Source organism: Variovorax sp. OV084, from assembly GCF_900111625.1.
GTDB lineage: Bacteria > Pseudomonadota > Gammaproteobacteria > Burkholderiales > Burkholderiaceae_C > Variovorax.
In genome coordinates, this window is record NZ_FOII01000004.1 from 82,770 (window position 1) to 103,389 (window position 20,620).

Below are 20,620 nucleotides of genomic sequence, written 5' to 3' on the forward strand. Positions count from 1 at the left end.
CCGCGCCTTACAGCTTGAAGTCGTAGTCCACCGTGATCGGCGCGTGGTCCGAGAACTTCACGGTCTTGTAGATCTGCTCGGTGCGCGCCAGCGCCGCGGTCTTCGGCGTGGCCAGGTGGTAGTCGAGCCGCCACCCCACGTTGTTCGCATAGGCCTGCCCGCGGTTGCTCCACCAGGTGTAGGCATCGCCGGTGGTGTCGGGCTTGAGCATGCGGTACACGTCGACCAGGCCTGCGCCCTCGGCGCCGGCGTCGAGCAGCTTCGTCATCCAGGCGCGTTCTTCGGGCAGGAAGCCGCTGTTCTTCTGGTTGCCGCGCCAGTTCTTCAGGTCGATCTCTTTATGGGCGATGTTGATGTCGCCGCACAGCACGAACTCGCGCTCCTTCTTCAGTGCCACCAGGTGCGGGAAGAAGCCTTTCAGGAAGCGGAACTTGGCCTCCTGCCGCTCCTCGCCCGAGCTGCCGCTCGGGAAGTAGCAGCTGATGACCGAGAACTTGCGCTTGGGCGTGTCGAAGCGCAGTTCGAGGTAGCGGCCCTCGGCGTCGAACTCGGCGTCGCCCCAGCCCACCACGACCTGGCTTGGCTTGTGCTTGGTGTAGATGGCGGTGCCGGCGTAGCCTTTTTTCTCGGCGAAGTGGAAATGGCCCTTGAGGCCGGCCATTTCCTCGAACCGGCCTTCGATGTCGCTGGCCTGGACGCGGATCTCCTGCATGCAAATACAATCCGGCGCAAGTTCGGCCACCCAGTCGGCCACGCCTTTGGTAGCGGCCGAACGCAGGCCATTGAGATTGAGACTGGTCAGTTTGAACACAAGGAATTCCCGATGGCTGTAGATGGTGAGAAAAGCAGCGCGGTCGCACAGGACTTCGTCCAGTTTGCGTTGGATGCCGGCGTGCTGCGCTTTGGCGAATTCAAGACCAAGGCCGGTCGGATGAGCCCCTATTTCTTCAATTCGGGGCTCTTCGACGACGGCGGCAAGATCGCCCGGCTCGCCGGATTCTATGCAGACCGGCTGATCGAAAGCGGGCTCGAATTCGACATGATCTTCGGCCCCGCCTACAAGGGCATTCCACTGGGCGCCACGGTAGCCGCCGAGCTGGCCCGGCGCGGGCGCAACTACCCCTTTGCCTACAACCGCAAGGAAGCCAAGGCGCACGGCGAAGGCGGCAACCTGGTGGGCGCGCCCCTGAAGGGCCGTGTGCTGATCGTCGATGACGTGATGTCGGCCGGTACCGCGGTGCGCGAGTCGATCGCGGCGATCCAGGCAGCGGGCGCCACGCCGCATGCAGTGGCCATCGCGCTCGACCGGCAGGAAAAGGCCACCGAGAACGGTGTCGACGTAAACCACAGCGCCGTGCAGTACGTGCGCAACCAGCTCGGCCTGTCGGTGATTGCCATCGCCACGCTGGACGACCTGCTGAGCTACCTCTCGGGCAACGCCGCTGCCGACCTGGGCGCGCACCGCGAGCGCGTGCTGGCCTACCGCACGCGCTACGGCGCCACCAGCTGAGGCAAGGGCGCCCATGCACGACGCACGCGACGATCACGGCAAGCCGATTCGCCTGCTGGCGTCGGCTTCTTTCTTCCTGGCGGTTTCCTCGTTCTGCGGCGCCTTGCAAGCGCAACCGCAGAAAGTGGAAGGCGCCTCCCCCGGCATCTATACCTGCACCGACGCCCGCGGCCGCACGCTGACGGCCGACCGGCCGATTGCCGAGTGCACCGACCGCGAGCAGCGCGAACTGAACCCGAGCGGCTCGGTGCGCCGCAAGGTCGAGCCGACCTACACCGCGCGCGAGCTGCAGGAGCGCGAAGACCGCGCCCGCGAAGCCGCCATCCAGACCGCGCGCCTGACCGACGAGCGGCGCCGTGAACGTGCGCTGCTGGTGCGCTACCCCAACCTCGCCACGCACGACCGCGAGCGCAGCGAGGCGCTGGCGCAGATCGATGCGGTGACCCAGGCGGCGCGCAAGCGCATTGCCGAGCTGAGCGAAGACCGCAAGAAGATCGACGAGGAGATGGAGTTCTACAAGCAGGACACCACCAAGGCGCCGGGCGCTGTGCGCCGCAAGCTCGAAGACAACACGCAGAGCGTGGCGGTGCAGAACCGCTTCATTGCGGAGCAGGAAGAAGAGAAGAAGCGGGTGAATGCGCGCTTCGACGAAGAGCGCACGCGTCTGAAGACGCTCTGGTCGCCGCAGAACGGCGGGAATCCCCGCTGATGAACCTGCCGGGGCCTTGCACCAAGGCCCCGGTTTCCTGCCATCAGCCCAGCTTGGCTTTCAGCAGCTCGGTGACCTGCGCCGGATTGGCCTTGCCGCCGCTGGCCTTCATGACCTGACCCACGAGGGCGTTGAGCGCCTTCTCCTTGCCGCCGCGGTATTCCTCGACGTTCTTGGCGTTCTTCGCGATCACTTCGTCGAGGATCTTGTCGAGCGCGCCGGTGTCGTTCATCGGCTTCAGGTCTTTGGCCTCGATGATCGCGTCGACATCGCTGCCTTCGCCGGTCCACAGGGCTTCGAACACTTGGCGCGCGGCGTTGTTGGGCAGCGTGCCGTCGGCGATGCGCTTCACCAGCTGGGCCAGTTGCTGTGCCTTCACCGGTGCGGCTTCGATGCCGATTTCGGCGGCGTTCAGGCGGCGCGCCATTTCGCCGGTGATCCAGTTGCTCGCGAGCTTGGGCGTGGCGCCCGCGTTCACGGCTTCGTCGAAGTAGGCGGCGAGCGCGGCGCTCTGCGTGAGCTGCGCCGCGTCGTATTCCGACAGGCCGTGGTCGCGCACGTAGCGCTCGGCCATCGCGCGCGGCAGCTCGGGCATGGTGGCCTTCACGCGCTCGATCCAGTCGGCGGCGATGACCAGCGGGGGCAGGTCGGGGTCAGGGAAGTAACGGTAGTCGGCCGAGTCTTCCTTGGCACGCATCGCGCGCGTCTCGCCTGTGTCGGGGTCGAACAGCACGGTGGCCTGTTCGATCTCGCGGCCGTCCTCGATCTCTTCGATCTGCCAGCGGATCTCGTAGTCGATCGCCTGCTGCATGAACTTGAAGCTGTTCAGGTTCTTGATCTCGCGGCGCGTGCCGAGCTTGTCGCCGGGCTTGCGCACCGACACGTTGGCGTCGCAGCGGAAGCTGCCTTCCTGCATGTTGCCGTCGCAGATGCCGATCCACGTGACGATCTTGTGCAGCTCCTTCGCGTAGGCCACGGCCTCGGCAGTGGAGCGCATGTCGGGCTCGGTCACGATTTCAAGCAGCGGCGTGCCGGCGCGGTTCAGGTCGATGCCGCTCTGGCCGATGAAGTCCTCGTGCAGCGACTTGCCCGCGTCTTCCTCGAGGTGGGCGCGCACGAGGCGCACGGTCTTCTGTTCTTCGCCGAGGAAGAACGAAACCGAGCCGCCCTGGACGACCGGGATCTCGAACTGGCTGATCTGGTAGCCCTTGGGCAGGTCGGGGTAGAAGTAGTTCTTGCGCGCGAACACGCTGCGCGGCGCGATGTGCGAGCCCAGCGCGAGGCCGAGCTTGATGGCGCGCTCGACGGCGCCCTTGTTCATCACGGGCAGCGTGCCGGGCAGTGCCAGGTCGACCGCGCAAGCCTGCGTGTTGGGCTCGGCGCCGAAGGCGGTGGAGGCGCGGCTGAAGATCTTGCTCGCGGTCGACAGCTGCGCGTGCGTCTCGAAGCCGATGATGACTTCATAGCCGCGCACCAGCGGACCGGTCGGGCGGCCCTGTTGTTGTGCTTCGAATGTGTTCACGGTCTCGCTCATCTCAAAAGCCCTCCGGCGTGCGTGCGTGCCAGTCGGTGGCCTGCTGGAAGCGGTGCGCCGCATTTAGCAGCTTCGCTTCGCCGAAGTAGTTGCCGATCAGCTGCAGGCCCACGGGCATGCCGCCGTCGAAGCCCGCGGGCACGCTCATGCCGGGCAGGCCAGCCAGAGAGGCGGGCAGCGTGAAGATGTCGGCGAGGTAGTCGGCCACGGGGTCGTCGCCGTGTTCGCCGAGCTTCCATGCGGTGGTGGGCGCAGCGGGGCCGGCGATCACGTCGCACTGCTTGAAGGCCTGCTGGAAGTCGTCGGCGATCATGCGGCGCACCTTCTGCGCCTGCAGGTAGTAGGCGTCGTAGTAGCCGTGCGAGAGCACGTAGGTGCCGATCATGATGCGGCGCTTTACTTCGTCGCCGAAGCCTTCGGCGCGCGTGCGTTCGTACATCTGCGTGAGCGCGCTTCTCTCTTGTTCGTCCTTCGGATCGTAGGAGGCTTGCGTGCGGTGCCCGAACTTCACGCCGTCGAAGCGGCTCAGGTTGCTCGAGGCTTCGGCCGCGGCAATGATGTAGTACACGGGAATCGACAGCTCGGTGCGCGGCAGCGTGACCTCGACGCGCTTGGCACCGAGCTTCTCGTACTGCGCGAGCGCCGCGTCGATGGCCGCGCGCACGCCGGGCGCCACGCCTTCGCCGAAGAACTCCTTCGGCACGCCGATGCGCAGGCCTTCGAGCGAGTCGTTCAGCGAGCGGCCGAAGTTCTCGGCGGGCTTGTCGAGCGAGGTCGAATCGCGGTCGAGGTCAGGGCCGCAGAAGGCCGACAGCAGCAGCGCGCAGTCTTCGGCCGAGCGGGCCATCGGGCCGGCCTGGTCGAGGCTCGACGCAAAGGCCACCATGCCGTAGCGCGAGGCGCGGCCGTAGGTGGGCTTGATGCCGGTCACGCCGCAGAACGACGCGGGCTGGCGGATCGAGCCGCCGGTGTCGGTGCCGGTGGCTGCGGGGGCCAGGCGTGCCGCGACTGCAGCCGCGCTGGCGCCGGAAGAGCCGCCCGGAATGCGCTCGCGGTTCCAGGGGTTCTGCACGGGCACGGCCTTGTCGTGGCCCACGGCGGGCACGGCGATGTTCTCGTTGGCCGAGCCCATGGCGAACTCGTCGCAGCTCAGCTTGCCGAGCGTGACCGCGCCGGCTTCGGCCAGGCGCCTGACCACGGTGGCGTCGAAGGGCGAGCGGTAGCCCGCGAGCATCTTCGAGCCGGCAGTGGTGGCGAAATCGGCGGTGACGAAGATGTCCTTGTGCGCGATCGGCACGCCGGCCAGCGCCGGTGCGTTGCCGGTGGCAATCAATGCGTCGGCGGCGCGGGCCTGGGCCAGCGTGACTTCTTCATTGACGTCGACGAAGGTGCCGAGCGACTCGTGCGCCTTCATGCGGCCGAGAAAAACCTGCGAGGCCTCGACGGCCGAGACCTTGCGCTCGGCCAGCGCCTTGGCCAGCGCGACCACGCTCATCTGGTGCAATTCACCGCTGCTCATTATTCGATCACCTTCGGCACGAGAAACAGGCCGGCTTCGACGGCCGGGGCGCTCTTCTGGTTGGCTTCGCGGTTATTGGGTTCGCTCACCACGTCGTCGCGCAGGCGCAGCGTGATGTCTTCGAGCGCGGCCACCGGATGGGCCAGCGGTTCGACGCCCGTGGTGTCCACGGAACGCATACGTTCGACTAAATCGAAAAAGCCGTTGATCTGGCTGAGCATGCGCTCGCTTTCATCGGAGGCAAGCTGCAGCCTCGCCAGAGAGGCAATGCGCTCGATATCGGAAGCGGAGAGTGACATAGGTCGGAACGGCCCAAAAAAGCGAAGGTAATCGCACGCCGAAGCGGGTGCTAATACAGGAATCAGAGGGGATTCGGGTATTATCCCGCCTTTGCCGCAACCCCCGCGAACGCGCCGGCTTTTGCGCCAAAAACGATCAATTCACCCCGTCAAACGACCCAAAAAATAGAGTGACGACCTGCCGATGCGCAGGCCGTACTCAGAGGAATTCCGCACATGTTTGGAGCTTTCCGTCGGTACTTTTCCACCGACCTTGCGATCGACCTCGGCACCGCCAACACCCTGATATTTGCCCGTAACAAGGGCATCGTGCTGGACGAACCCTCGGTTGTCGCCATTCGCCACGAAGGTGGCCCCCACGGCAAGAAGGTGATCCAGGCCGTCGGCCGCGAGGCCAAGGCCATGCTGGGCAAGGTGCCCGGCAACATCGAGGCGATCCGCCCGATGAAGGACGGCGTCATTGCCGACTTCGTGATCACCGAGCAGATGATCAAGCAGTTCATCAAGATGGTGCACCCGCGCACGCTGCTCACGCCGAGTCCGCGCATCATCATCTGCGTGCCCTGCGGCTCCACCCAGGTCGAGCGCCGCGCCATCAAGGACGCGGCCGAAGCAGCAGGCGCCACCTCCGTCTACCTCATCGAAGAACCCATGGCCGCGGCCATCGGCGCGGGCCTGCCCGTCAGCGAAGCCTCGGGCTCGATGGTGGTGGACATCGGCGGCGGTACCACCGAAGTGGGCGTCATCAGCCTGGGCGGCATGGTCTACAAGGGCTCGGTGCGCGTCGGCGGCGACCGCTTCGACGAAGCCATCATCAACTACATCCGCCGCAACTACGGCATGCTGATCGGCGAGCCGACGGCCGAAGTCATCAAGAAGAACATCGGCTCGGCCTTCCCGGGCTCCGAAGTCAAGGAAATGGAAGTCAAGGGCCGCAACCTTTCCGAGGGCGTGCCGCGCAGCTTCACCATCAGCAGCAACGAAGTGCTGGAAGCCCTGACCGATCCGCTCAACAACATCGTCTCGGCCGTGAAGAACGCGCTGGAACAGACGCCGCCCGAGCTGGGCGCCGACATCGCCGAGCGCGGCATGATGCTGACCGGCGGCGGCGCGCTGCTGCGCGACCTCGACCGCCTGCTGGCCGAGGAAACCGGCCTGCCGGTGCTGGTGGCCGAAGACCCGCTGACCTGCGTGGTGCGCGGCTGCGGCATTGCGCTGGAGCGCATGGACCGTCTCGGCAGCATCTTCACGAGCGAGTAAAAGGCGAAAGCCATCATCGGCCGGCCTCTGCTTGCGCAGGCCGGCTTTTTGTTATTTGATTCCGCACCACCGCCGGGTCTGAATTCATGCCTCTGGGCACGCTCGATCGCACAGCGCCACCCCTGTTCAACCAGGGGCAGTCGGCGCTCAGCAAGCTGATCTTCTTCGGCGCGCTGTCCCTGTTCCTCATGGTGGCCGATGCGCGCTTTCACATCGTGCAGCCGATCCGCGCGGCCATCGGCGCGGTGCTCTACCCGGTGCAATGGGTGGCGCTGAAGCCGGTGCAGGCCGTGCTGGGGGGCGGGCGCTACCTCGAAGACCTGCAGACCGCGCAGCGCAACGAGGAAGACGCCCGCAAGGCGCTGATGATGCAGGCCGAACGAGCCGCCCAGGCCGACACGCTGCTGCAGGACAACGCCCGCCTGCGCGAGCTGCTCGAATTGCGCCAGACCACGGCCACGCCGGGCCGCGCGGCCGAGGTGCTCTACGACGCGGCCGACCCCTACACCCGCAAGATCGTCATCGACCAGGGCCTGACCCAGGGCGTGGCGCCCGGCTCGCCGGTGATCGACGCGCGCGGCGTGCTCGGCCAGGTCACGCAGGTGCTGCCCTTCACGAGCGAGGTCACGCTGGTGATCGACCGCGATCTTTCCATTCCCGTGCAGAACACCCGCACCGGCGTGCGTAGCGTGGCCTTCGGCGACGCCTCGGCCCACGGCGGCGGGCTGGAGCTGCGCTTCATGGCCGCCAATGCCGACCTGCAGGAGGGCGACCTGCTCTCCACCAGCGGCGTCGACGGCATCTACCCCGCCGGCCTGCCGGTGGCGAAGATCGAGCGCATCGAGCGGCGCGCCGACTCGGCCTTCGCCCGCATCTACTGCGTGCCGCTGGCCCATGTGACGGCTGCGCGCTACGTGCTGGTGCTCGAGCCCACCGGCACGCCGGCCGCGCCGCCGCCTGCCGCGCCCGCCGCCGCCCAGCGCAAGCGGCCTGAAGGCAAGCCCGGCGCGGGCAAGAACGAAAAGAAGCCTGCGGGAGCACGCCCATGATCAAGCGTCCAGGCCAGCAGCAGCTCCTGCTGCCCGTCAGCCCGCTCTTCATGTGGAGCAGCCTCGTGGTGGCGCTGCTCATCAACATGATCCCCATCGGCCGCGCGGTCTGGATGCCTGACCTGCTGGCGCTGGTGATCGTGTTCTGGGGCGTGCACCAGCCCGCGCGCGTGGGCATCGGCGCGGCCTTCGTGTTCGGCTTGTGCATGGACGTGCATCAGTCGTCGATGCTGGGCCAGCATGCGCTGTCCTACACCACGCTGGGCTTCTTCGCGATCACCATCCACCGGCGCCTGCTCTGGTATCCGGTGCTGTCGCAGGCGCTGCAGGTGCTGCCGCTCTTTGCGCTGTCGCAGCTGATCGAGGTCGTCACGCGGATGATCGGCGGCGGCGTGTTCCCGGGGTGGTCTGTGCTGATCTCGCCCGCCATCGAGGCTGCGCTGTGGCCGCTGGTCACGGCGTTGTTGCTCGCGCCCCAGCGCCGCACCCCGGAACCGGACGAGAACCGCCCCCTCTAAGCCCTGCCTGCCGCATTTGCCAAAAGCGACTGCACGCGCCTAAGCTCCCACCGCCATGACCGAAATCCGCAACGTCGCCGCCGACCTCGCGCGCTTCAAGCGCCGCGTGATCGTCATTGGCCTGGCGGTGCTCTTCGCGTTCAGCCTGCTGTGCGCGCGGCTGGTGTACCTGCAGGTCACGCGCCACGAAGACCTGGCCGAGCAGGCCGAGAGCAATCGCACGGCCGTGGTGCCGGTGGTGCCCAACCGGGGCCTGATCCTCGACCGCAACGGCATCGTGCTGGCCTCGAACTATTCGGCCTACACGCTGGAGATCACGCCCTCGAAGGTGAACGACGTCGAGGAAACCATCGACAGCCTGACCCAGGTGCTCGAAGTCTCGCCGCGCGACCGCCGCCGCTTCAAGCGCCTGCGCGAAGACTCGCGCAGCTTCGACTCCATTCCGATCCGCACCCGCCTGAGCGACGAAGAGGTGGCGCGCTTCGCGGCCCAGCGCTACCGCTTCCCGGGCGTGGAAATCAAGGCGCGCCTGTTCCGCAACTACCCGCAGGGCGAGCTGGCCTCGCACGTGCTCGGCTACATCGGCCGCATCAACCAGCGTGAGAAGACCGCGATGGAAGACTGGGACGAAGAAGACCAGGCCAACTACAAGGGCACCGACTACATCGGCAAGCTCGGCATCGAGCAGAGCTACGAGAAGACGCTGCACGGCCAGACCGGCGTCGAGCAGATGGAAACCTCCGCGGGCGGCCGCGCCGTGCGTCGCCTGGCCAGCCACCCGGCCACGCCCGGCAACACCGTGATGCTGTCACTCGACATCAAGCTGCAGAAGCTGGTGGAAGACATGTACGGCGACCGGCGCGGCGCGCTGGTGGCCATCGACCCCAAGACCGGCGAGGTGCTGGCCTTCGTGAGCAAGCCCACCTTCGACCCCAACCTGTTCGTCGAAGGCATCGACAACGAAAGCTGGGCGGCGCTGACCGAGTCCCTCGACAAGCCGCTCCTGAACCGCGCCCTGCGCGGCACCTACCCGCCCGGCTCCACCTACAAGCCCTTCATGGCAATGGCGGCCTTGCAAACCGGCAAGCGCGGACCCAACGTGGTGGTGAACGACCCCGGCTATTTCAACTTCGGCGGCCACCGCTTCGGCAGCCCCGAAGGCAACCTGGGCGGCGTCGACATGCGCCGCTCGATCCAGCTGTCGAGCAACATCTACTACTACTCGCTGGCCAACGAGATGGGCGTGGACCTGATCCACGACTTCATGAAGCCATTGGGCTTCGGCCAGATCACCGGCATCGACCTGGGTGGCGAGGTGCGCGGCGTGCTGCCCAGCACCGAGTGGAAGCGCAACACCTACAAGCGTCCCGAGCAAAAGAAGTGGTACGCGGGCGAGACCATCTCGCTGGGCATCGGACAGGGCTACAACGCCTTCACGATGCTGCAGCTGGCGCAGGCCACGGCCATCGTGGCCGACGGTGGCTTGAAGCACAAGCCGCACCTCGTGCTGGCCACGCGCAACACCGTGAGCGGGCAGGTGGTGCCGCTGCCACAGCCGCCGGCGGAAAACCTCGGCTTCTCGGCCGCCAACGTCGCGGTGGTCCGCGACGGCCTGACCAGCGTGGTCACTGCCGGCACTGCGCGCGGCGTGTTTGCGGGCGCAGCCTACCAGGCAGCCGGCAAGACGGGCACGGCGCAGGCGGTAACGCAGGCGCAGAACACCAAGTACAACGCGCGCGCCCTCGAAGAACACCAGCGCGACCACGCCCTCTTCATGGCCTTCGCGCCCGTGAACGACCCGAAGATCGCCGTGGCCGTGATCGTGGAAAACGCCGGCTGGGGCGCGGGCGCCGCGGCCCCCATCGCGCGCCGGGTGTTCGACTACTGGCTTGCGAACCAGTACCCGAGCGAGGCCGACCTGGCGGCCATCAAGACCGGCAAGGCGACCGCGCCGATCGGCAAGCCGCGCGTGGCAAGTGAAGTGGCGTGGCCGGCGCCCGTGGCGACGCCCGCCACCGCGCCCTGATACCCCTTCAGACCACCGTTCCGCTGACTTCGCCGAGGCCGATGCGCACGGCGCCCGCGCGCTCGCAGTAACCGCGAATGATCAGCGTGTCCCCGTCTTCCAGGAACGTGCGCTTCTCGCCATTCGGCAGCGTGATCGGCTGCTTGCCGCCCAGCGTCAGTTCCATCATCGAGCCGGCCTCGTCGGGCTTCGGGCCCGACAGCGTGCCCGAGCCCAGCAGGTCGCCCGGCTGCAGGTTGCAGCCGTTCACCGTGTGATGAGCGATGAGCTGCGCGGCCGTCCAGTAGGCGGCCTCGGTGGTGTTGCCGCGCGTGAGCAGCGCCGGTGCAACGCCCTCGGCGCGCATCTTCGCGGTCTGCAGCAGCACTTCGAGCGTGATGTCGAGCGCGCCGCTCTCGCGGTTCGATGCCGAGTCGAGATACGGCAGCGGCTGCGGGTCTTCCGCGGGCCGCTCGAACTTCGCGCGGAACGGCGCCAGCGCCTCCATCGTCACGATCCACGGCGACAGCGAGCTCGCGAAATTCTTCGAGAGGAAGGGGCCGAGCGGCTGGTACTCCCAGGCCTGAACGTCGCGCGCCGACCAGTCGTTGAGCAGCGTCACGCCGAACAGGTGGTCTTCGGCCTCGCCGATGGCAATGGGTTCGCCCTGCGCGTTGCCGCGGCCCACAAGGAAGCCCAGTTCCAGCTCGTAGTCGAGCCGCTTCGAGGGGCCGAAGCTCGGCGATGCGGCGTCGGGCGCCTTGGTCTGGCCCTGCGGGCGCTTGAAGCTCTGGCCGCTCACGACGATGGACGAGGCGCGGCCGTGATACCCGATGGGCACCCACTTGTAGTTGGGCAGCAGCGGCTGGTCGGGGCGGAACAGCTTGCCGACGGTGGTCGCGTGATGGATGCCCGTGTAGAAGTCGGTGTAGTCGCCGATGCGGCAGGGCACCGTCATCTCGGCCTTGGCCTGCGCCAGCAGCGCCTTCGACCACGCGGCCTGCTTGTCGCTGCCTTCGGCGAGGCCAGCGGAGATTGCGGCGCGCAGGGCCTGGCGGTCCTTGATGCTGGCGTTCATCAGCACGTTCATGTCGTCGGTGTCGACGAGGCCCGCTGCGCGCAGGTCCAGCACCTGGTCGCCGATGGCGACGCCGATGCGGAAAGCCTCGCTGCTGCCGGCCGTGCGGAAGCGGCCGAGGGGCAGGTTCTGGATCGGAAAGTCGGTGCCAGCTTCATTGGCCGAGGCGACCCAACTGCGCAGCTTCGGGTCATGGGTGGCGTTCAGTGCGGTCATGGATGTCTTTCTGTGAATTGGTTCAGTCTGCGGTCATGCCGGCCTTCTTGGCCACATCGCCCAGGCGCTTGTATTCGGTCTCGGTCAGCGTGGTCAGCTCCTGCGCGGTCGAGCCGCGCGGCGAGAAGCCGGCCTGCGCCAGCTTGGCCTTCACGTCAGGCATGGCAAGCGCTTCGACGAAGGCCTCGTTCAGCGCCTTGACGATCGGCGCCGGCAGCTTCGCTGGGCCGTACACGCCGAACCATGGCTCCAGCGCGTAGCCCTTGAGCCCGGCTTCGACCATCGTCGGCACGTCGGGCAGCGAAGGCGAGCGCGTGGGGCCCGCCACTGCCAGCGCGCGCAGCTTGCCCGCCTGTATGTGCGGCAGCGAGGCCGGCAGGTTGTCGAACATCACGCCGATGTTGTTGCCCAGCATGTCGGTGATGGCCGGGCCGCTGCCCTTGTAGGCGACGTGCACGAGCTCGGTGCCGGTCATCTGCGCGAACATCACGCCGGCCAGGTTCATCGAGGTGCCGGCGCCCGCGGTGGCGTAGGGCAGGCCGGGGTTCTTCTTCGCGGCGGCAACGAGGTCGGGCACGGTCCTGATGGCCGAGGCCGCCGGCACTTCGAGCACGATGGTCGAGGTGCCCAGCAGGCTGATGGCCGTGAAATCCTTACGCGGATCGAAGGCCATCGATTTGTAGATGTGCGGGTTCAGCGCGTTGGTCGAGATGGCACCGAAGCCGATGGTGTAGCCGTCGGGCGCGGCCTTGGCCACGGCGTCCATGCCGATGTTGCCGCCCGCGCCGCCGCGGTTGTCGATCAGCACCGGCTGGCCCAGCTTCTCCGACACCTTCTGGCCTACGGTGCGCGCCACCAGGTCGGTGGTGCCGCCCGGCGTGTAGGGCACGATGAAGCGGATGGGCTTGGACGGAAAGTCTGCGGCCTGTGCGACGTGCACGAGGAAGGGCGCCGCCAGCAGCGCCACGGCCGCCGCCCGGCGGGTGAGGGTGAATGCGTTCTTCATGCCTTGAACTGGTCCTTCAGTCCTGCCCAGCAGTCCGCGTAGTCGGTGTCCAGCGCAGGGCTCTTCAGCGCGAAGTCCGTCGGAATGAAGCGGTAGCGGCTCTCGAACATGAAGGCCAGCGTGTTGTCCAGCTTGTGCGGCTTCAGGTCGGCGTGCGTGGCCTTGTCGAAGGCTTCCTCGTCGGGGCCGTGCGGCACCATGCAGTTGTGCAGGCTCGCGCCGCCGGGCTTGAAGCCGCCCGGCTTGGCGTCGTACTCGCCCAGCACCAGGCCCATGAACTCGCTCATCAGGTTGCGGTGGAACCATGGCGGGCGGAATGTGTTTTCCATCACCATCCAGCGCGGCGGGAAGATCACGAAGTCGCAATTGGCCGTGCCGGGCGTGTCGCTGGGCGAAGTCAGCACGGTGAAGATCGACGGATCGGGATGGTCGAAGCTGATCGAGCCGATCACCATGAAATGCGCCGTGTCGTACTTCACCGGCGACAGGTTGCCGTGCCAGGCGACCACGTTGAAGGGCGACTGCTTCATCGGCGCCTGCCAGAAGCGGCCGCCGAACTTCTTGACGATTTCGTAGGCGCCTTCTTCCGATTCGAAAGCTGCCACGGGCGCCTGGAAGTCACGCGCGTTGGCCAGGCCGTTCGAGCCGATGGGGCCGAGCTCGGGCAGGCGGAAGTGCGCGCCGTAGTTCTCGCACACGTAGCCGCGCGAGAGCCCGTCGGGCAACGCCACCTTGAAGGCCATGCCGCGCGGTAGCACCGCGATTTCGCCGGGCTTCACGTCGAGCACGCCCAGTTCGGTGGTGATGACGAGGCGGCCCTGCTGCGGCACCAGCAACATCTCGCCGTCGGCGTTGACGAAGGCGCGGCGCTCCATCGAGCGGCCCGCGAGATACATCAGCGAGCCGATGCCGACCTGCGACTCGGCATCGCCGTTGGCCGCGATGGTGCGCATGCCGTCGACGAAGTCGATGTCGGCCGCGCCGTCGAGTGGCTGCGGATGCCAGCGCAGGGGCTCGGGCGGCAGGGGGATCTCGCGGTCGGCGCCGGTCGTCCAGTGCGCCTGCGCGTAGGGCTGGTAGCGGCCCGAGACCACCGAGGGCTGGCGACGGTACAGCCAGGTGCGGCGGTTCTCGTGGCGCGGCGCGGTGAAGGCGGTGCCGGAGATCAGCTCGGTGTACAGGTCGAAGGGCCCGCGCTGCGGGTTGTTGCGGCCCTGGGGCAGGGCGCCGGGCACCGCCTCGGAGGCGTATTCGTTGCCGAAGCCGCTCTGGTAGCGCCGTTCGGAGGCTGGGGTTGCTGGGGTCATGGGCTTCTCTTTCGAAAGTCGCAATGAGGAGGTCGGAATGCGTGCAGCCTAGCCGGCACGCGCCGCCTCGAAGGCTTCGCGCAGCACGGCGAGCGAGCCGACGTGGTTGGCCAGCACGAGCACGAGGCGCGCATTGAAGGCATGGCTTTCCTCGGTGGAAAGCCCTTGATGCGCCTCGATGAGCGCTTCGTAGAAGTCGTCGGGCGCTTCGAGGTTCGGTGCGGTGGTCAGGTGCTGTTGCTGCTGCATGGTGTTCACGCCTTTGCCAGTGCGCGGCCGACGGCTGCGCGGATGTTTGCCGCCGTGGGTCGCCTCCAGCGCGCGCAAACGTGCTGGTCGGGCCGCAGCAGGTAGACGGTGCCGGGCTGCGCGTCGTAGCGCCGGGTGGCGAGTGCGACGTCGGCGCCGCCGCCTTCCACGTGCACCACGTGCAGCGGAAAGTCGCTCGCCTTCAGCGCCTGCAGGCTCCGCTCGGCCGTCTCACCCTGGCCGAACACGAGTGCGGTGAACTGCGAGACATGGCACTCGCGCAGCAGCCAGCCGGTGCTGCCATCGGCGCGTACGACAGGCGCATCGGCCGCTGCGGCGCCCGGCACCATCACGCCGGCGAAGGCTTCGGCATCGGCTGTGTTGAGCGGCGAATCGCGCAGCACCGTGGCCACCGACAGCCGCCCGCTGTTGACCAGCGTGCGCGCAAAGGCGTGGCGCTTGGTCAGCTCCAGCACCGCGTCGCGGAAGAGGCGGCTCACCTCGCTCTTGGGCGTGATGAAGTCGGTGGCGCGTGTGGAATTGCGGATGTTCTCGTCGGCCGCGAACTCGCGCTCGCTGGCGTAGCTGTCGAGCAGCGCATCGGGCGCGTCGCCCCGCACCACCGCCGCGAGCTTCCATGCGAGGTTGTCCGCGTCCTGCACACCCGAGTTGGCGCCGCGCGCGCCGAAGGGCGACACGCCGTGCGCCGAGTCGCCCGCGAACAGCACGCGGCCGTGGCGGAAGTGCTCCATGCGCTGGCAGGCGAAGGTGTAGACGCTGGCCCAGCCGATCTGGAACTGCACGCCTTCGAAGCCGATGCTGTCGAGCAGCGCACGCACGCGCGGCGTGATGTTCTCGGGCTTGCGTTCTTCCACCGGGTCGGCGTCCCAGCCGAGCTGGAAGTCCACGCGCCACATGCCGTCGGCCTGCTTGTGCAGCAGCACGCTCTGGCCGGGGTGGAACGAAGGGTCGAACCAGAAGCGCCGCTCGGTGGGCAGGTGCGCGTCCATCGTGATGTCGGCGATCAGGAAGCGGTCGCGGAACACGCGGCCTTTTGCTTCCTGGCCCAGCAGCTGGCGCAGGTTGGAGCGCGAGCCGTCGCAGGCGGCAACGTAGTCCGCGTGCAGCCGGTAGTCGCCCTCGGGCGTCTCCACGGTCAGCACCGCACCGTCGTCGCGTTGCTCGATGCCCGTGACCTTGCTGTTCCAGCGCAGGTCGATCAGCGGCAGCGTGGCCGCGCGCTCGACGAGGTAGCCCTCGACGTAGTACTGCTGCAGGTTGATGAAGGCCGGGCGCTCGTGGCCGGGCTCGGGCAGCAGGTCGAAGCGGTAGACCTGCTCGTCGTGGAAGAACACCTTGCCGACGTTCCACGACACGCCCTTGTCGACCATGCGGTCGCCGCAGCCGAGGCGGTCGAAGATCTCCAGCGTGCGCTTGGCGAAGCAGATCGCGCGCGAGCCGCTTGAGAGGGTGTTGTCGTTGTCGAGCAGCACCACGGGCACTTGCCGCAGCGCAAGGTCGATGGCCAGCGCGAGGCCGACCGGGCCGGCGCCGACGATCACCACCGGGTGGCGGGCGGGCGTGGCCGAGTCCTGGTCAGCGTGGCGGCGATAGTCGAAGCGCAGGCTCTGATAGTCGATCACGTGTTGTCTCCGTGTCTTCTTCTGTCGTCTCGCGCAATCAGCCTTCCAGTGCCTTCCACATCTCGATGTCGCGCTCGGCCGTCCACACGCGCGGGTCGGCATGGCCCGAGGCCTCGTCGTAGGCGCGGCTCACGTCGAAGGGCATGCAGTGGTCGAAGATCACCCACTGGCTGTACTTGGGCTTGAGCTTCTCGTAGGTGTCCTTGTAGACCGCGTTCAGGTCGCGCCCGGCCTTCACGCCTTCCTGCACGCTGGCGTACACGTCGGAGATGAAGTTGCGCGTGCCGGTCAGGCCCTCGGCCACTTCGGCAGGCGTGGTCAGCGCGGCGCCGCGGCCCGGCACCAGCGCGGCGGGCTTGAGCGCGGCGATGTTGTCCAGCGTCTGCGGCCAGTCCTTGAAGTAGGCGTCGCCCGCATACGGCGTGGCACCGAACTCGACCAGGTCGCCCGACAGCAGCGTCTTCTCGCCCGGCAGCCAGACGACGGTGTCACCCTTGGTGTGGCCGCGGCCGAGCTGGATCAGCTGCACTTCAAGCTTGCCGAGCCACAGCGTCATCTTGCCGGTGAAGGTCATGGTGGGCCAGGTCAGGCCGGGCGGCACTGTCTCGACGTTCTGGAACAGGCGCGGGAAGCGGCCGATTTCGCTGGCCTTGTCCTGCTCGCCGCGCTCGACGATCAGGTCGCGCGTGTCCTGGCTGGCCAGGATGTGTTCGGCACCGTAGCCCGCCGCGCCCAGCACGCGCACCGCGTGGTAGTGCGTGAGCACCACGTACTTGATGGGCTTGTCGGTCACTTCGCGGATGCGGCGCACCACGTCGGCCGCCATGGCGGGGGTGGCCTGGGTGTCGGCCACCAGCACGCAGTCGTCGCCGATGACGATGCCGGTGTTGGGGTCGCCCTCGGCGGTGTAGGCCCAGGCATGTTCGGAGATCTGGCTGAAGGTGATCTTCTTTTCTTCCATGTCGGCCTGGCTGGCGAATTTCTTGGCTTGGCTCATCGGTTGTCTCCGTCTGTGGGGTGGGGGTGGGTGAGTTTCGGGATTTGGGATTCGTCTAATCTGAACGAATTCGCGGTGAACGAATTTTCCGCAGTGTAAGCCGCTGATCAGTTAATGTCTAATCCCTTCTTCATGAACGAACGACCAGAAGGCGAGGCCGGCCATGGCAGCCAGTGACACCGACCGCGCCCAGCGCGGCATCCAGAGCATCGAAGTCGGCGGCCAGCTGCTGCGCGCGCTGGTGCACCACGGCCGGCCCATGGCGCTGAAAGACCTGGCGCGGGAAGCCGATATGACGGCCGCCAAGGCGCACCCGTACATGGTCAGCTTCGGGCGCCTGGGCCTGATCGAGCAGGACCGTGCCAGCGGCCACTATCTGCTCGGCCCGCTCGCCTTGCAACTGGGGCTCATCAGCCTGCAGCAGGCCGACCCGGTGCACATTGCCACCCCGCTGATCGCCCAGCTGGCCCAGCAGACCGGCCACACCGTGGCGCTGGCCGTGTGGGGCGCGCGCGGCGCGACCATCGTGCGCACGGCCGAATCGCCCTCGCCGGTGCACGTGAACATGCGGCACGGCACGGTGTTCTCGCTGACCAACACGGCCTCGGGCCGTGTGTTCGCAGCCTTCCTCGATGCCGACGCGGTGCGCCAGCTGCTCGAGGACGAGCGCCAGCGCCAGAAGCAGCGCAAGGGCTCCGAGCCCGTTCCGGCCGCCGGCATGCCGCCGGTGCAGCCGCTGCCCTCGTGGAGCGACTTCGAGGGCCAGCTGCAGGAAGTGCGCGCGCACGGCATCAGCCGCTCCGACGGCGAGGTCATCGAAGGCGTGAGCGCCATGGCGGCGCCCGTCTTCGACCACACTGGCGCCATCGTGCTGGCCGTGACCGCCATCGGCCCTGCCGGTATCTTCAATACCGCGTGGGACGGCGAGATTTCCCGCGCGCTCAAGGCCTGCGCGGACACCGTGTCGCAGCGCCTGGGCGCCACCGCCAACCCGCCTGCCGCGAATCCCCTCAGAACAGAGCGATGACGCCAGTCACACCAGACATCTCTTCTTCTCCTCTCCACGCGGCCATCGAGCTGCTGCGCAACGCCCGGCGCATCGTCGTCTTCTCCGGCGCCGGCCTGTCTCGCGCCTCGGGCATCCCGACCTACCGCGACGCCGACGGCCTGTGGAAGAACCAGAACGCGCTGCAGTTCTCGCATGCCGAAGACCTTCAGCGCGACCCTTCGGGCTTCACGAAATTCTGGGCGCAGCGCCTGTCGCTGATCGAGTCTGCGCAGCCCAACCCGGGCCACACCGCGCTGGCGCTGCTGCAAAGGCTGCGCCCTGCCACCCGGCTGGTCACGCAGAACGTCGACGGCTTGCTGACCCAGGCGGGCGGGCTAGACGTGCTCGAACTCCACGGCTCATTGCGCCGCTGGCGCTGCGACCGCTGTGGCAACCGCAGCGGCCCATGGCCCTTTCACCGCTGCCTGCGCTGCGGCTCGCACGCGCGGCCCGACGTGGTGATGTTCGGCGAGATGCTGAACGAAGGCGTGCTGCTCGATGCGCAGGTGGCCGCTCAGGAGTGCGATCTGTTCATGGTGGTCGGCAGCACGACCATCGTCTACCCGGCGGCCGAGCTGCCGCAGACCGCGCTGGCGCATGGCGCGCAGCTCATCACGCTCAACCTGGAGCCGCTGCCGCACCTGGACGAGGCGGCGACCGTGGTGCTGCGCGGCGCCTCGGAAGACCTGCTGCCACAGCTGCTGGCAGCCTTGCCAGGCCTCAGGGGCTGAGGGCGATCAGCCCTTCTTGCCGCCCAGCAGCACCAGCGCTCCGCCCACCACGATCACGGCCACGCTGGCCCAGGTGGGGAAGTTGACCGTCTGCTTCTCCTTCATCGAGAACTCCAGCGGGCCGAGCTTGGCCTCGTGGGTTTCCTTGGTGAAGCTGAAGCTGCCGAGGCCCAGGGCGGCGATGCCGGCCACGATCAGCAGGATGCCGACGATGCGTGTTGCGTTCATGGGGTCGATCCTCCGTCCGTTGAATGGCTGCTATTGCCGGGGTTGCTGCGGTGTCTGCTGTTGCAGCTGGTCCACCCATTGCACCACCTCGGCCATCGCGGCATCGCTGGCCGAGATCAGCGCCTTCACGCCGCCGGGTGCGTCGGCGCTGGAAGCAGGGCGGCGCACGGTGAAAGTGCGCTGGCCGAGCACGCGGTCGCCGGCGGGCGCGCTGCGGACCAGCGTGGCGCGCAGGCGCACCAGGCCCACGCTGGCGCTGGCCGAATCGAAGTAGTGGCTGAACTCGTCGAGCGAGATGCGCAGCGTGTCGGGCGTCTCGCCCCGGCTGCGCGAGATGGTGGCGCTTTCTTCGGGGCCGAGCACGGTGCGGCGTTCCGACAGCGTGTCGCGCAGCCGCTGGCGCAGCAGCTGCGCGGGCGGCAGGCTCCAGCGCGACTGGCCGTAGGGGCGCAGCTCGTTGGCGTCGGCGTACCCCAGCCGGTAGAGGATCTGCGTGCCGTCCAGGCGGGAGTTGCTGTCGAACTCGGCGAGCGCCAGCGTGGGAAGGGTGGCCGCGGCAGGCGCAGCGGCAGCAGCAGGCGCCGTCAGGCCGGGGCCGAAGTCGTACAGCGTGGTGCGTGCGGGCTTGTCCGGCAGCGCACCGCAGCCTGCGACCAGCAGCGCGGCGCCGAGCGCGATGCCGGCCGGGTTCATCAAGGAGCGAATGGCGTTCTTCATGGTGGATGGTCCTCCCTGGATGCTGCTCAGGGCCGCGTCGCAGCGGGCGCGCTGAACCCCGGCTCGCCCGGGCCCGCGACTGCGCCGCCGTTGCCGAACAGCAGCGATTGCGGGTTGTCGTTGATGTTGTCCGCCGCGCGGCCCAGCCGGCGCACGGCGTGCGAGGTGTCGTCGGCCACGCGGTTCACGCGCGGCAGCGTCGCCGCGTTGAACGAATCGACCGCCTGCGCCAGCGCCTTGGTGCCGTCGCTCAGCCGCTCGACCGGGCCGTCGGGTGCGTTCAGCCGGCCCACGGTGGTGTTGAAGTTGGTGGCCACGCGCGAGACGTCGCCGGCCGCCTTCTTCACCGAGGCCAGCGTGTCGGGCAGCTTCGTCAGTGCGGGGTTCAGTCCGGTCTTCACCGTGTTGTCGAGCGTCTTGAGCAGCGTGTTGGCGCTGGACGAGGCGGCCGCGATGTTCTCCAGCGCTTCGGCCGCGCGCTTCTGGTTGGGGTCGCTCAGCAGCTGGTTGGCGCGCTTCGTCACTTCCTCGACCTGGTTGATGATGGCCTCGCCGCGGTCCTGCAGCTGCGCCAGCATCGATGGCTTGAGCGGAATGCGCGGCGGGTTGTCGTCGTCCGGCTTCAGCGACACCGTCGACTCGCCCTTGTCGTCCAGCGCGATGAAGGCCAGGCCGGTCACGCCCTGGTAGCTCAGCGTGGCAAAGCTGGAGGTGGTGAGCGGTACGCGCTCGTCGACCGTGATGCGCACGCGCACATTGCCTTTCACCTTGGGGTCGAAGTCGATCGACGCCACCTTGCCCACCGCGATGCCGCGGTAGCGCACCATGGCCTGCGGCTGCAGGCCGCTGACGGCGTCGCGCGTGGACAGCTCGTAGATGTTGCGCACGGTGTTGTCGCGTGTGAACCAGATCACCAGCCCGACGAGCGCGGCGATCAGGCCGAGCACGAAGGCGCCGGCGGCGAGGGCGTGAGCCTTGTTTTCCATGGTGGCTACCT

Annotated in this window: 21 protein-coding genes; 8 read left to right on the forward strand and 13 right to left on the reverse strand. The window is 67.7% G+C overall.

Going from position 1 to position 20,620, the window contains the following annotated elements; all coding sequences use genetic code 11:
- Positions 1-7: 7 nt before the first annotated feature.
- Complete coding sequence (locus tag BMW87_RS13200) at positions 8-811, reverse strand: exodeoxyribonuclease III (protein WP_093053526.1); 804 nt, start codon at positions 809-811, stop codon at positions 8-10.
- A gap of 12 nt (positions 812-823) precedes the next feature.
- Here BMW87_RS13200 and pyrE point away from each other — a divergent pair, with 12 nt between their 5' ends.
- Both pyrE and BMW87_RS13210 read left to right on the forward strand, forming a co-directional pair.
- Complete coding sequence (gene pyrE / locus BMW87_RS13205; RefSeq protein WP_093053529.1) at positions 824-1,510, forward strand: orotate phosphoribosyltransferase; 687 nt, start codon at positions 824-826, stop codon at positions 1,508-1,510.
- Positions 1,511-1,523: 13 nt separating this feature from the next.
- The gene (locus BMW87_RS13210; RefSeq protein WP_177192769.1) at positions 1,524-2,219 is read left to right on the forward strand and encodes a DUF4124 domain-containing protein; all 696 of its coding nucleotides are present in this window, start codon (positions 1,524-1,526) and stop codon (positions 2,217-2,219) included.
- A 43-nt stretch (positions 2,220-2,262) separates the two neighbouring features.
- Here BMW87_RS13210 and gatB read toward each other — a convergent pair whose 3' ends face one another.
- From gatB to gatC, 3 genes are read right to left on the reverse strand one after another with little or no spacing between them, the layout of a single operon-like run.
- Positions 2,263-3,753, reverse strand: coding sequence for an Asp-tRNA(Asn)/Glu-tRNA(Gln) amidotransferase subunit GatB (gene gatB / locus BMW87_RS13215; protein ID WP_093053532.1), 1,491 nt, complete (start codon positions 3,751-3,753; stop codon positions 2,263-2,265).
- Position 3,754: 1 nt separating this feature from the next.
- The gene (gene gatA / locus BMW87_RS13220; RefSeq protein ID WP_093076758.1) at positions 3,755-5,272 is read right to left on the reverse strand and encodes an Asp-tRNA(Asn)/Glu-tRNA(Gln) amidotransferase subunit GatA; all 1,518 of its coding nucleotides are present in this window, start codon (positions 5,270-5,272) and stop codon (positions 3,755-3,757) included.
- Positions 5,272-5,571: an Asp-tRNA(Asn)/Glu-tRNA(Gln) amidotransferase subunit GatC gene (gene gatC / locus BMW87_RS13225; protein ID WP_093053537.1), complete on the reverse strand. Its 300-nt coding sequence runs from the start codon at positions 5,569-5,571 to the stop codon at positions 5,272-5,274. The genes gatA and gatC overlap by 1 nt, the downstream gene beginning before the upstream one ends.
- 216 nt (positions 5,572-5,787) lie before the next feature.
- Here gatC and BMW87_RS13230 point away from each other — a divergent pair, with 216 nt between their 5' ends.
- From BMW87_RS13230 to mrdA, 4 genes are all read left to right on the forward strand, one after another.
- Positions 5,788-6,831, forward strand: coding sequence for a rod shape-determining protein (locus tag BMW87_RS13230; RefSeq protein ID WP_007833435.1), 1,044 nt, complete (start codon positions 5,788-5,790; stop codon positions 6,829-6,831).
- 86 nt (positions 6,832-6,917) lie between these two features.
- Positions 6,918-7,880 (forward strand): rod shape-determining protein MreC, encoded by a 963-nt coding sequence (gene mreC, locus BMW87_RS13235; RefSeq protein WP_093076759.1) that lies wholly within the window; start codon positions 6,918-6,920, stop codon positions 7,878-7,880.
- Complete coding sequence (gene mreD, locus BMW87_RS13240) at positions 7,877-8,398, forward strand: rod shape-determining protein MreD (protein WP_093076761.1); 522 nt, start codon at positions 7,877-7,879, stop codon at positions 8,396-8,398. Before mreC ends, mreD begins: the two co-directional genes overlap by 4 nt.
- 55 nt (positions 8,399-8,453) lie before the next feature.
- Entirely contained in the window at positions 8,454-10,424 is a 1,971-nt protein-coding gene (gene mrdA / locus BMW87_RS13245; RefSeq protein ID WP_093053547.1) for a penicillin-binding protein 2, read from the forward strand.
- Between the two features lie 7 nt (positions 10,425-10,431).
- Here the strand turns inward: mrdA and fahA are convergent, their stop codons facing one another.
- The 6 genes from fahA to BMW87_RS13275 are packed head-to-tail and all read right to left on the reverse strand — an operon-like array spanning position 10,432 to position 16,899.
- Complete coding sequence (gene fahA / locus BMW87_RS13250; protein WP_093053551.1) at positions 10,432-11,697, reverse strand: fumarylacetoacetase; 1,266 nt, start codon at positions 11,695-11,697, stop codon at positions 10,432-10,434.
- A gap of 22 nt (positions 11,698-11,719) precedes the next feature.
- Complete coding sequence (locus BMW87_RS13255) at positions 11,720-12,703, reverse strand: Bug family tripartite tricarboxylate transporter substrate binding protein (protein WP_093076762.1); 984 nt, start codon at positions 12,701-12,703, stop codon at positions 11,720-11,722.
- Positions 12,700-14,010 carry a homogentisate 1,2-dioxygenase gene (gene hmgA / locus BMW87_RS13260; protein WP_093076764.1) on the reverse strand — a complete coding sequence of 437 codons (1,311 nt, stop codon included), beginning with the start codon at positions 14,008-14,010 and terminating at the stop codon, positions 12,700-12,702. Before hmgA ends, BMW87_RS13255 begins: the two co-directional genes overlap by 4 nt.
- Before the next feature lie 48 nt (positions 14,011-14,058).
- A complete protein-coding gene (locus tag BMW87_RS13265) occupies positions 14,059-14,259 on the reverse strand; it encodes a DUF2783 domain-containing protein (RefSeq protein WP_093054237.1) in 201 nt (66 codons plus the stop codon).
- Positions 14,260-14,264: 5 nt separating this feature from the next.
- Complete coding sequence (locus BMW87_RS13270) at positions 14,265-15,902, reverse strand: FAD-dependent oxidoreductase (protein ID WP_093076765.1); 1,638 nt, start codon at positions 15,900-15,902, stop codon at positions 14,265-14,267.
- Between the two features lie 37 nt (positions 15,903-15,939).
- Positions 15,940-16,899: an MBL fold metallo-hydrolase gene (locus BMW87_RS13275; RefSeq protein ID WP_093053563.1), complete on the reverse strand. Its 960-nt coding sequence runs from the start codon at positions 16,897-16,899 to the stop codon at positions 15,940-15,942.
- Between the two features lie 163 nt (positions 16,900-17,062).
- On the opposite strand from BMW87_RS13275, the gene BMW87_RS13280 reads away from it, so the two are divergent.
- Positions 17,063-17,926, forward strand: a complete 864-nt coding sequence (locus BMW87_RS13280; RefSeq protein WP_093076767.1) for an IclR family transcriptional regulator — start codon at positions 17,063-17,065, stop codon at positions 17,924-17,926.
- Positions 17,923-18,678 carry an SIR2 family NAD-dependent protein deacylase gene (locus tag BMW87_RS13285; RefSeq protein WP_093076768.1) on the forward strand — a complete coding sequence of 252 codons (756 nt, stop codon included), beginning with the start codon at positions 17,923-17,925 and terminating at the stop codon, positions 18,676-18,678. The genes BMW87_RS13280 and BMW87_RS13285 overlap by 4 nt, the downstream gene beginning before the upstream one ends.
- A 6-nt stretch (positions 18,679-18,684) precedes the next feature.
- Here BMW87_RS13285 and BMW87_RS13290 read toward each other — a convergent pair whose 3' ends face one another.
- The 3 genes from BMW87_RS13290 to BMW87_RS13300 are packed head-to-tail and all read right to left on the reverse strand — an operon-like array spanning position 18,685 to position 20,609.
- A complete protein-coding gene (locus tag BMW87_RS13290) occupies positions 18,685-18,906 on the reverse strand; it encodes a hypothetical protein (RefSeq protein ID WP_093053572.1) in 222 nt (73 codons plus the stop codon).
- A 30-nt stretch (positions 18,907-18,936) separates the two neighbouring features.
- On the reverse strand, positions 18,937-19,623 hold the full coding sequence (locus tag BMW87_RS13295) for an ABC-type transport auxiliary lipoprotein family protein (protein ID WP_093076770.1): 687 nt from the start codon (positions 19,621-19,623) through the stop codon (positions 18,937-18,939).
- A 26-nt stretch (positions 19,624-19,649) separates the two neighbouring features.
- A complete protein-coding gene (locus tag BMW87_RS13300) occupies positions 19,650-20,609 on the reverse strand; it encodes an MlaD family protein (RefSeq protein ID WP_093053578.1) in 960 nt (319 codons plus the stop codon).
- Between the last annotated feature and the right edge of the window lie 11 nt (positions 20,610-20,620).

Excerpts from the sequence above, each read along its gene's own strand:
- pyrE (WP_093053529.1), top strand. The coding sequence starts at position 824 with ATGGCTGTAGATGGTGAGAAAAGCAGCGCGGTCGCACAGGACTTCGTC.
- BMW87_RS13210 (WP_177192769.1), top strand. The coding sequence starts at position 1,524 with ATGCACGACGCACGCGACGATCACGGCAAGCCGATTCGCCTGCTGGCG.
- gatB (WP_093053532.1), bottom strand. The coding sequence starts at position 3,753 with ATGAGCGAGACCGTGAACACATTCGAAGCACAACAACAGGGCCGCCCG.
- gatA (WP_093076758.1), bottom strand. The coding sequence starts at position 5,272 with ATGAGCAGCGGTGAATTGCACCAGATGAGCGTGGTCGCGCTGGCCAAG.
- gatC (WP_093053537.1), bottom strand. The coding sequence starts at position 5,571 with ATGTCACTCTCCGCTTCCGATATCGAGCGCATTGCCTCTCTGGCGAGG.
- BMW87_RS13230 (WP_007833435.1), top strand. The coding sequence starts at position 5,788 with ATGTTTGGAGCTTTCCGTCGGTACTTTTCCACCGACCTTGCGATCGAC.
- mreC (WP_093076759.1), top strand. The coding sequence starts at position 6,918 with ATGCCTCTGGGCACGCTCGATCGCACAGCGCCACCCCTGTTCAACCAG.
- mreD (WP_093076761.1), top strand. The coding sequence starts at position 7,877 with ATGATCAAGCGTCCAGGCCAGCAGCAGCTCCTGCTGCCCGTCAGCCCG.
- mrdA (WP_093053547.1), top strand. The coding sequence starts at position 8,454 with ATGACCGAAATCCGCAACGTCGCCGCCGACCTCGCGCGCTTCAAGCGC.
- fahA (WP_093053551.1), bottom strand. The coding sequence starts at position 11,697 with ATGACCGCACTGAACGCCACCCATGACCCGAAGCTGCGCAGTTGGGTC.
- BMW87_RS13255 (WP_093076762.1), bottom strand. The coding sequence starts at position 12,703 with ATGAAGAACGCATTCACCCTCACCCGCCGGGCGGCGGCCGTGGCGCTG.
- hmgA (WP_093076764.1), bottom strand. The coding sequence starts at position 14,010 with ATGACCCCAGCAACCCCAGCCTCCGAACGGCGCTACCAGAGCGGCTTC.
- BMW87_RS13265 (WP_093054237.1), bottom strand. The coding sequence starts at position 14,259 with ATGCAGCAGCAACAGCACCTGACCACCGCACCGAACCTCGAAGCGCCC.
- BMW87_RS13275 (WP_093053563.1), bottom strand. The coding sequence starts at position 16,899 with ATGAGCCAAGCCAAGAAATTCGCCAGCCAGGCCGACATGGAAGAAAAG.
- BMW87_RS13280 (WP_093076767.1), top strand. The coding sequence starts at position 17,063 with ATGGCAGCCAGTGACACCGACCGCGCCCAGCGCGGCATCCAGAGCATC.
- BMW87_RS13285 (WP_093076768.1), top strand. The coding sequence starts at position 17,923 with ATGACGCCAGTCACACCAGACATCTCTTCTTCTCCTCTCCACGCGGCC.
- BMW87_RS13290 (WP_093053572.1), bottom strand. The coding sequence starts at position 18,906 with ATGAACGCAACACGCATCGTCGGCATCCTGCTGATCGTGGCCGGCATC.
- BMW87_RS13295 (WP_093076770.1), bottom strand. The coding sequence starts at position 19,623 with ATGAAGAACGCCATTCGCTCCTTGATGAACCCGGCCGGCATCGCGCTC.
- BMW87_RS13300 (WP_093053578.1), bottom strand. The coding sequence starts at position 20,609 with ATGGAAAACAAGGCTCACGCCCTCGCCGCCGGCGCCTTCGTGCTCGGC.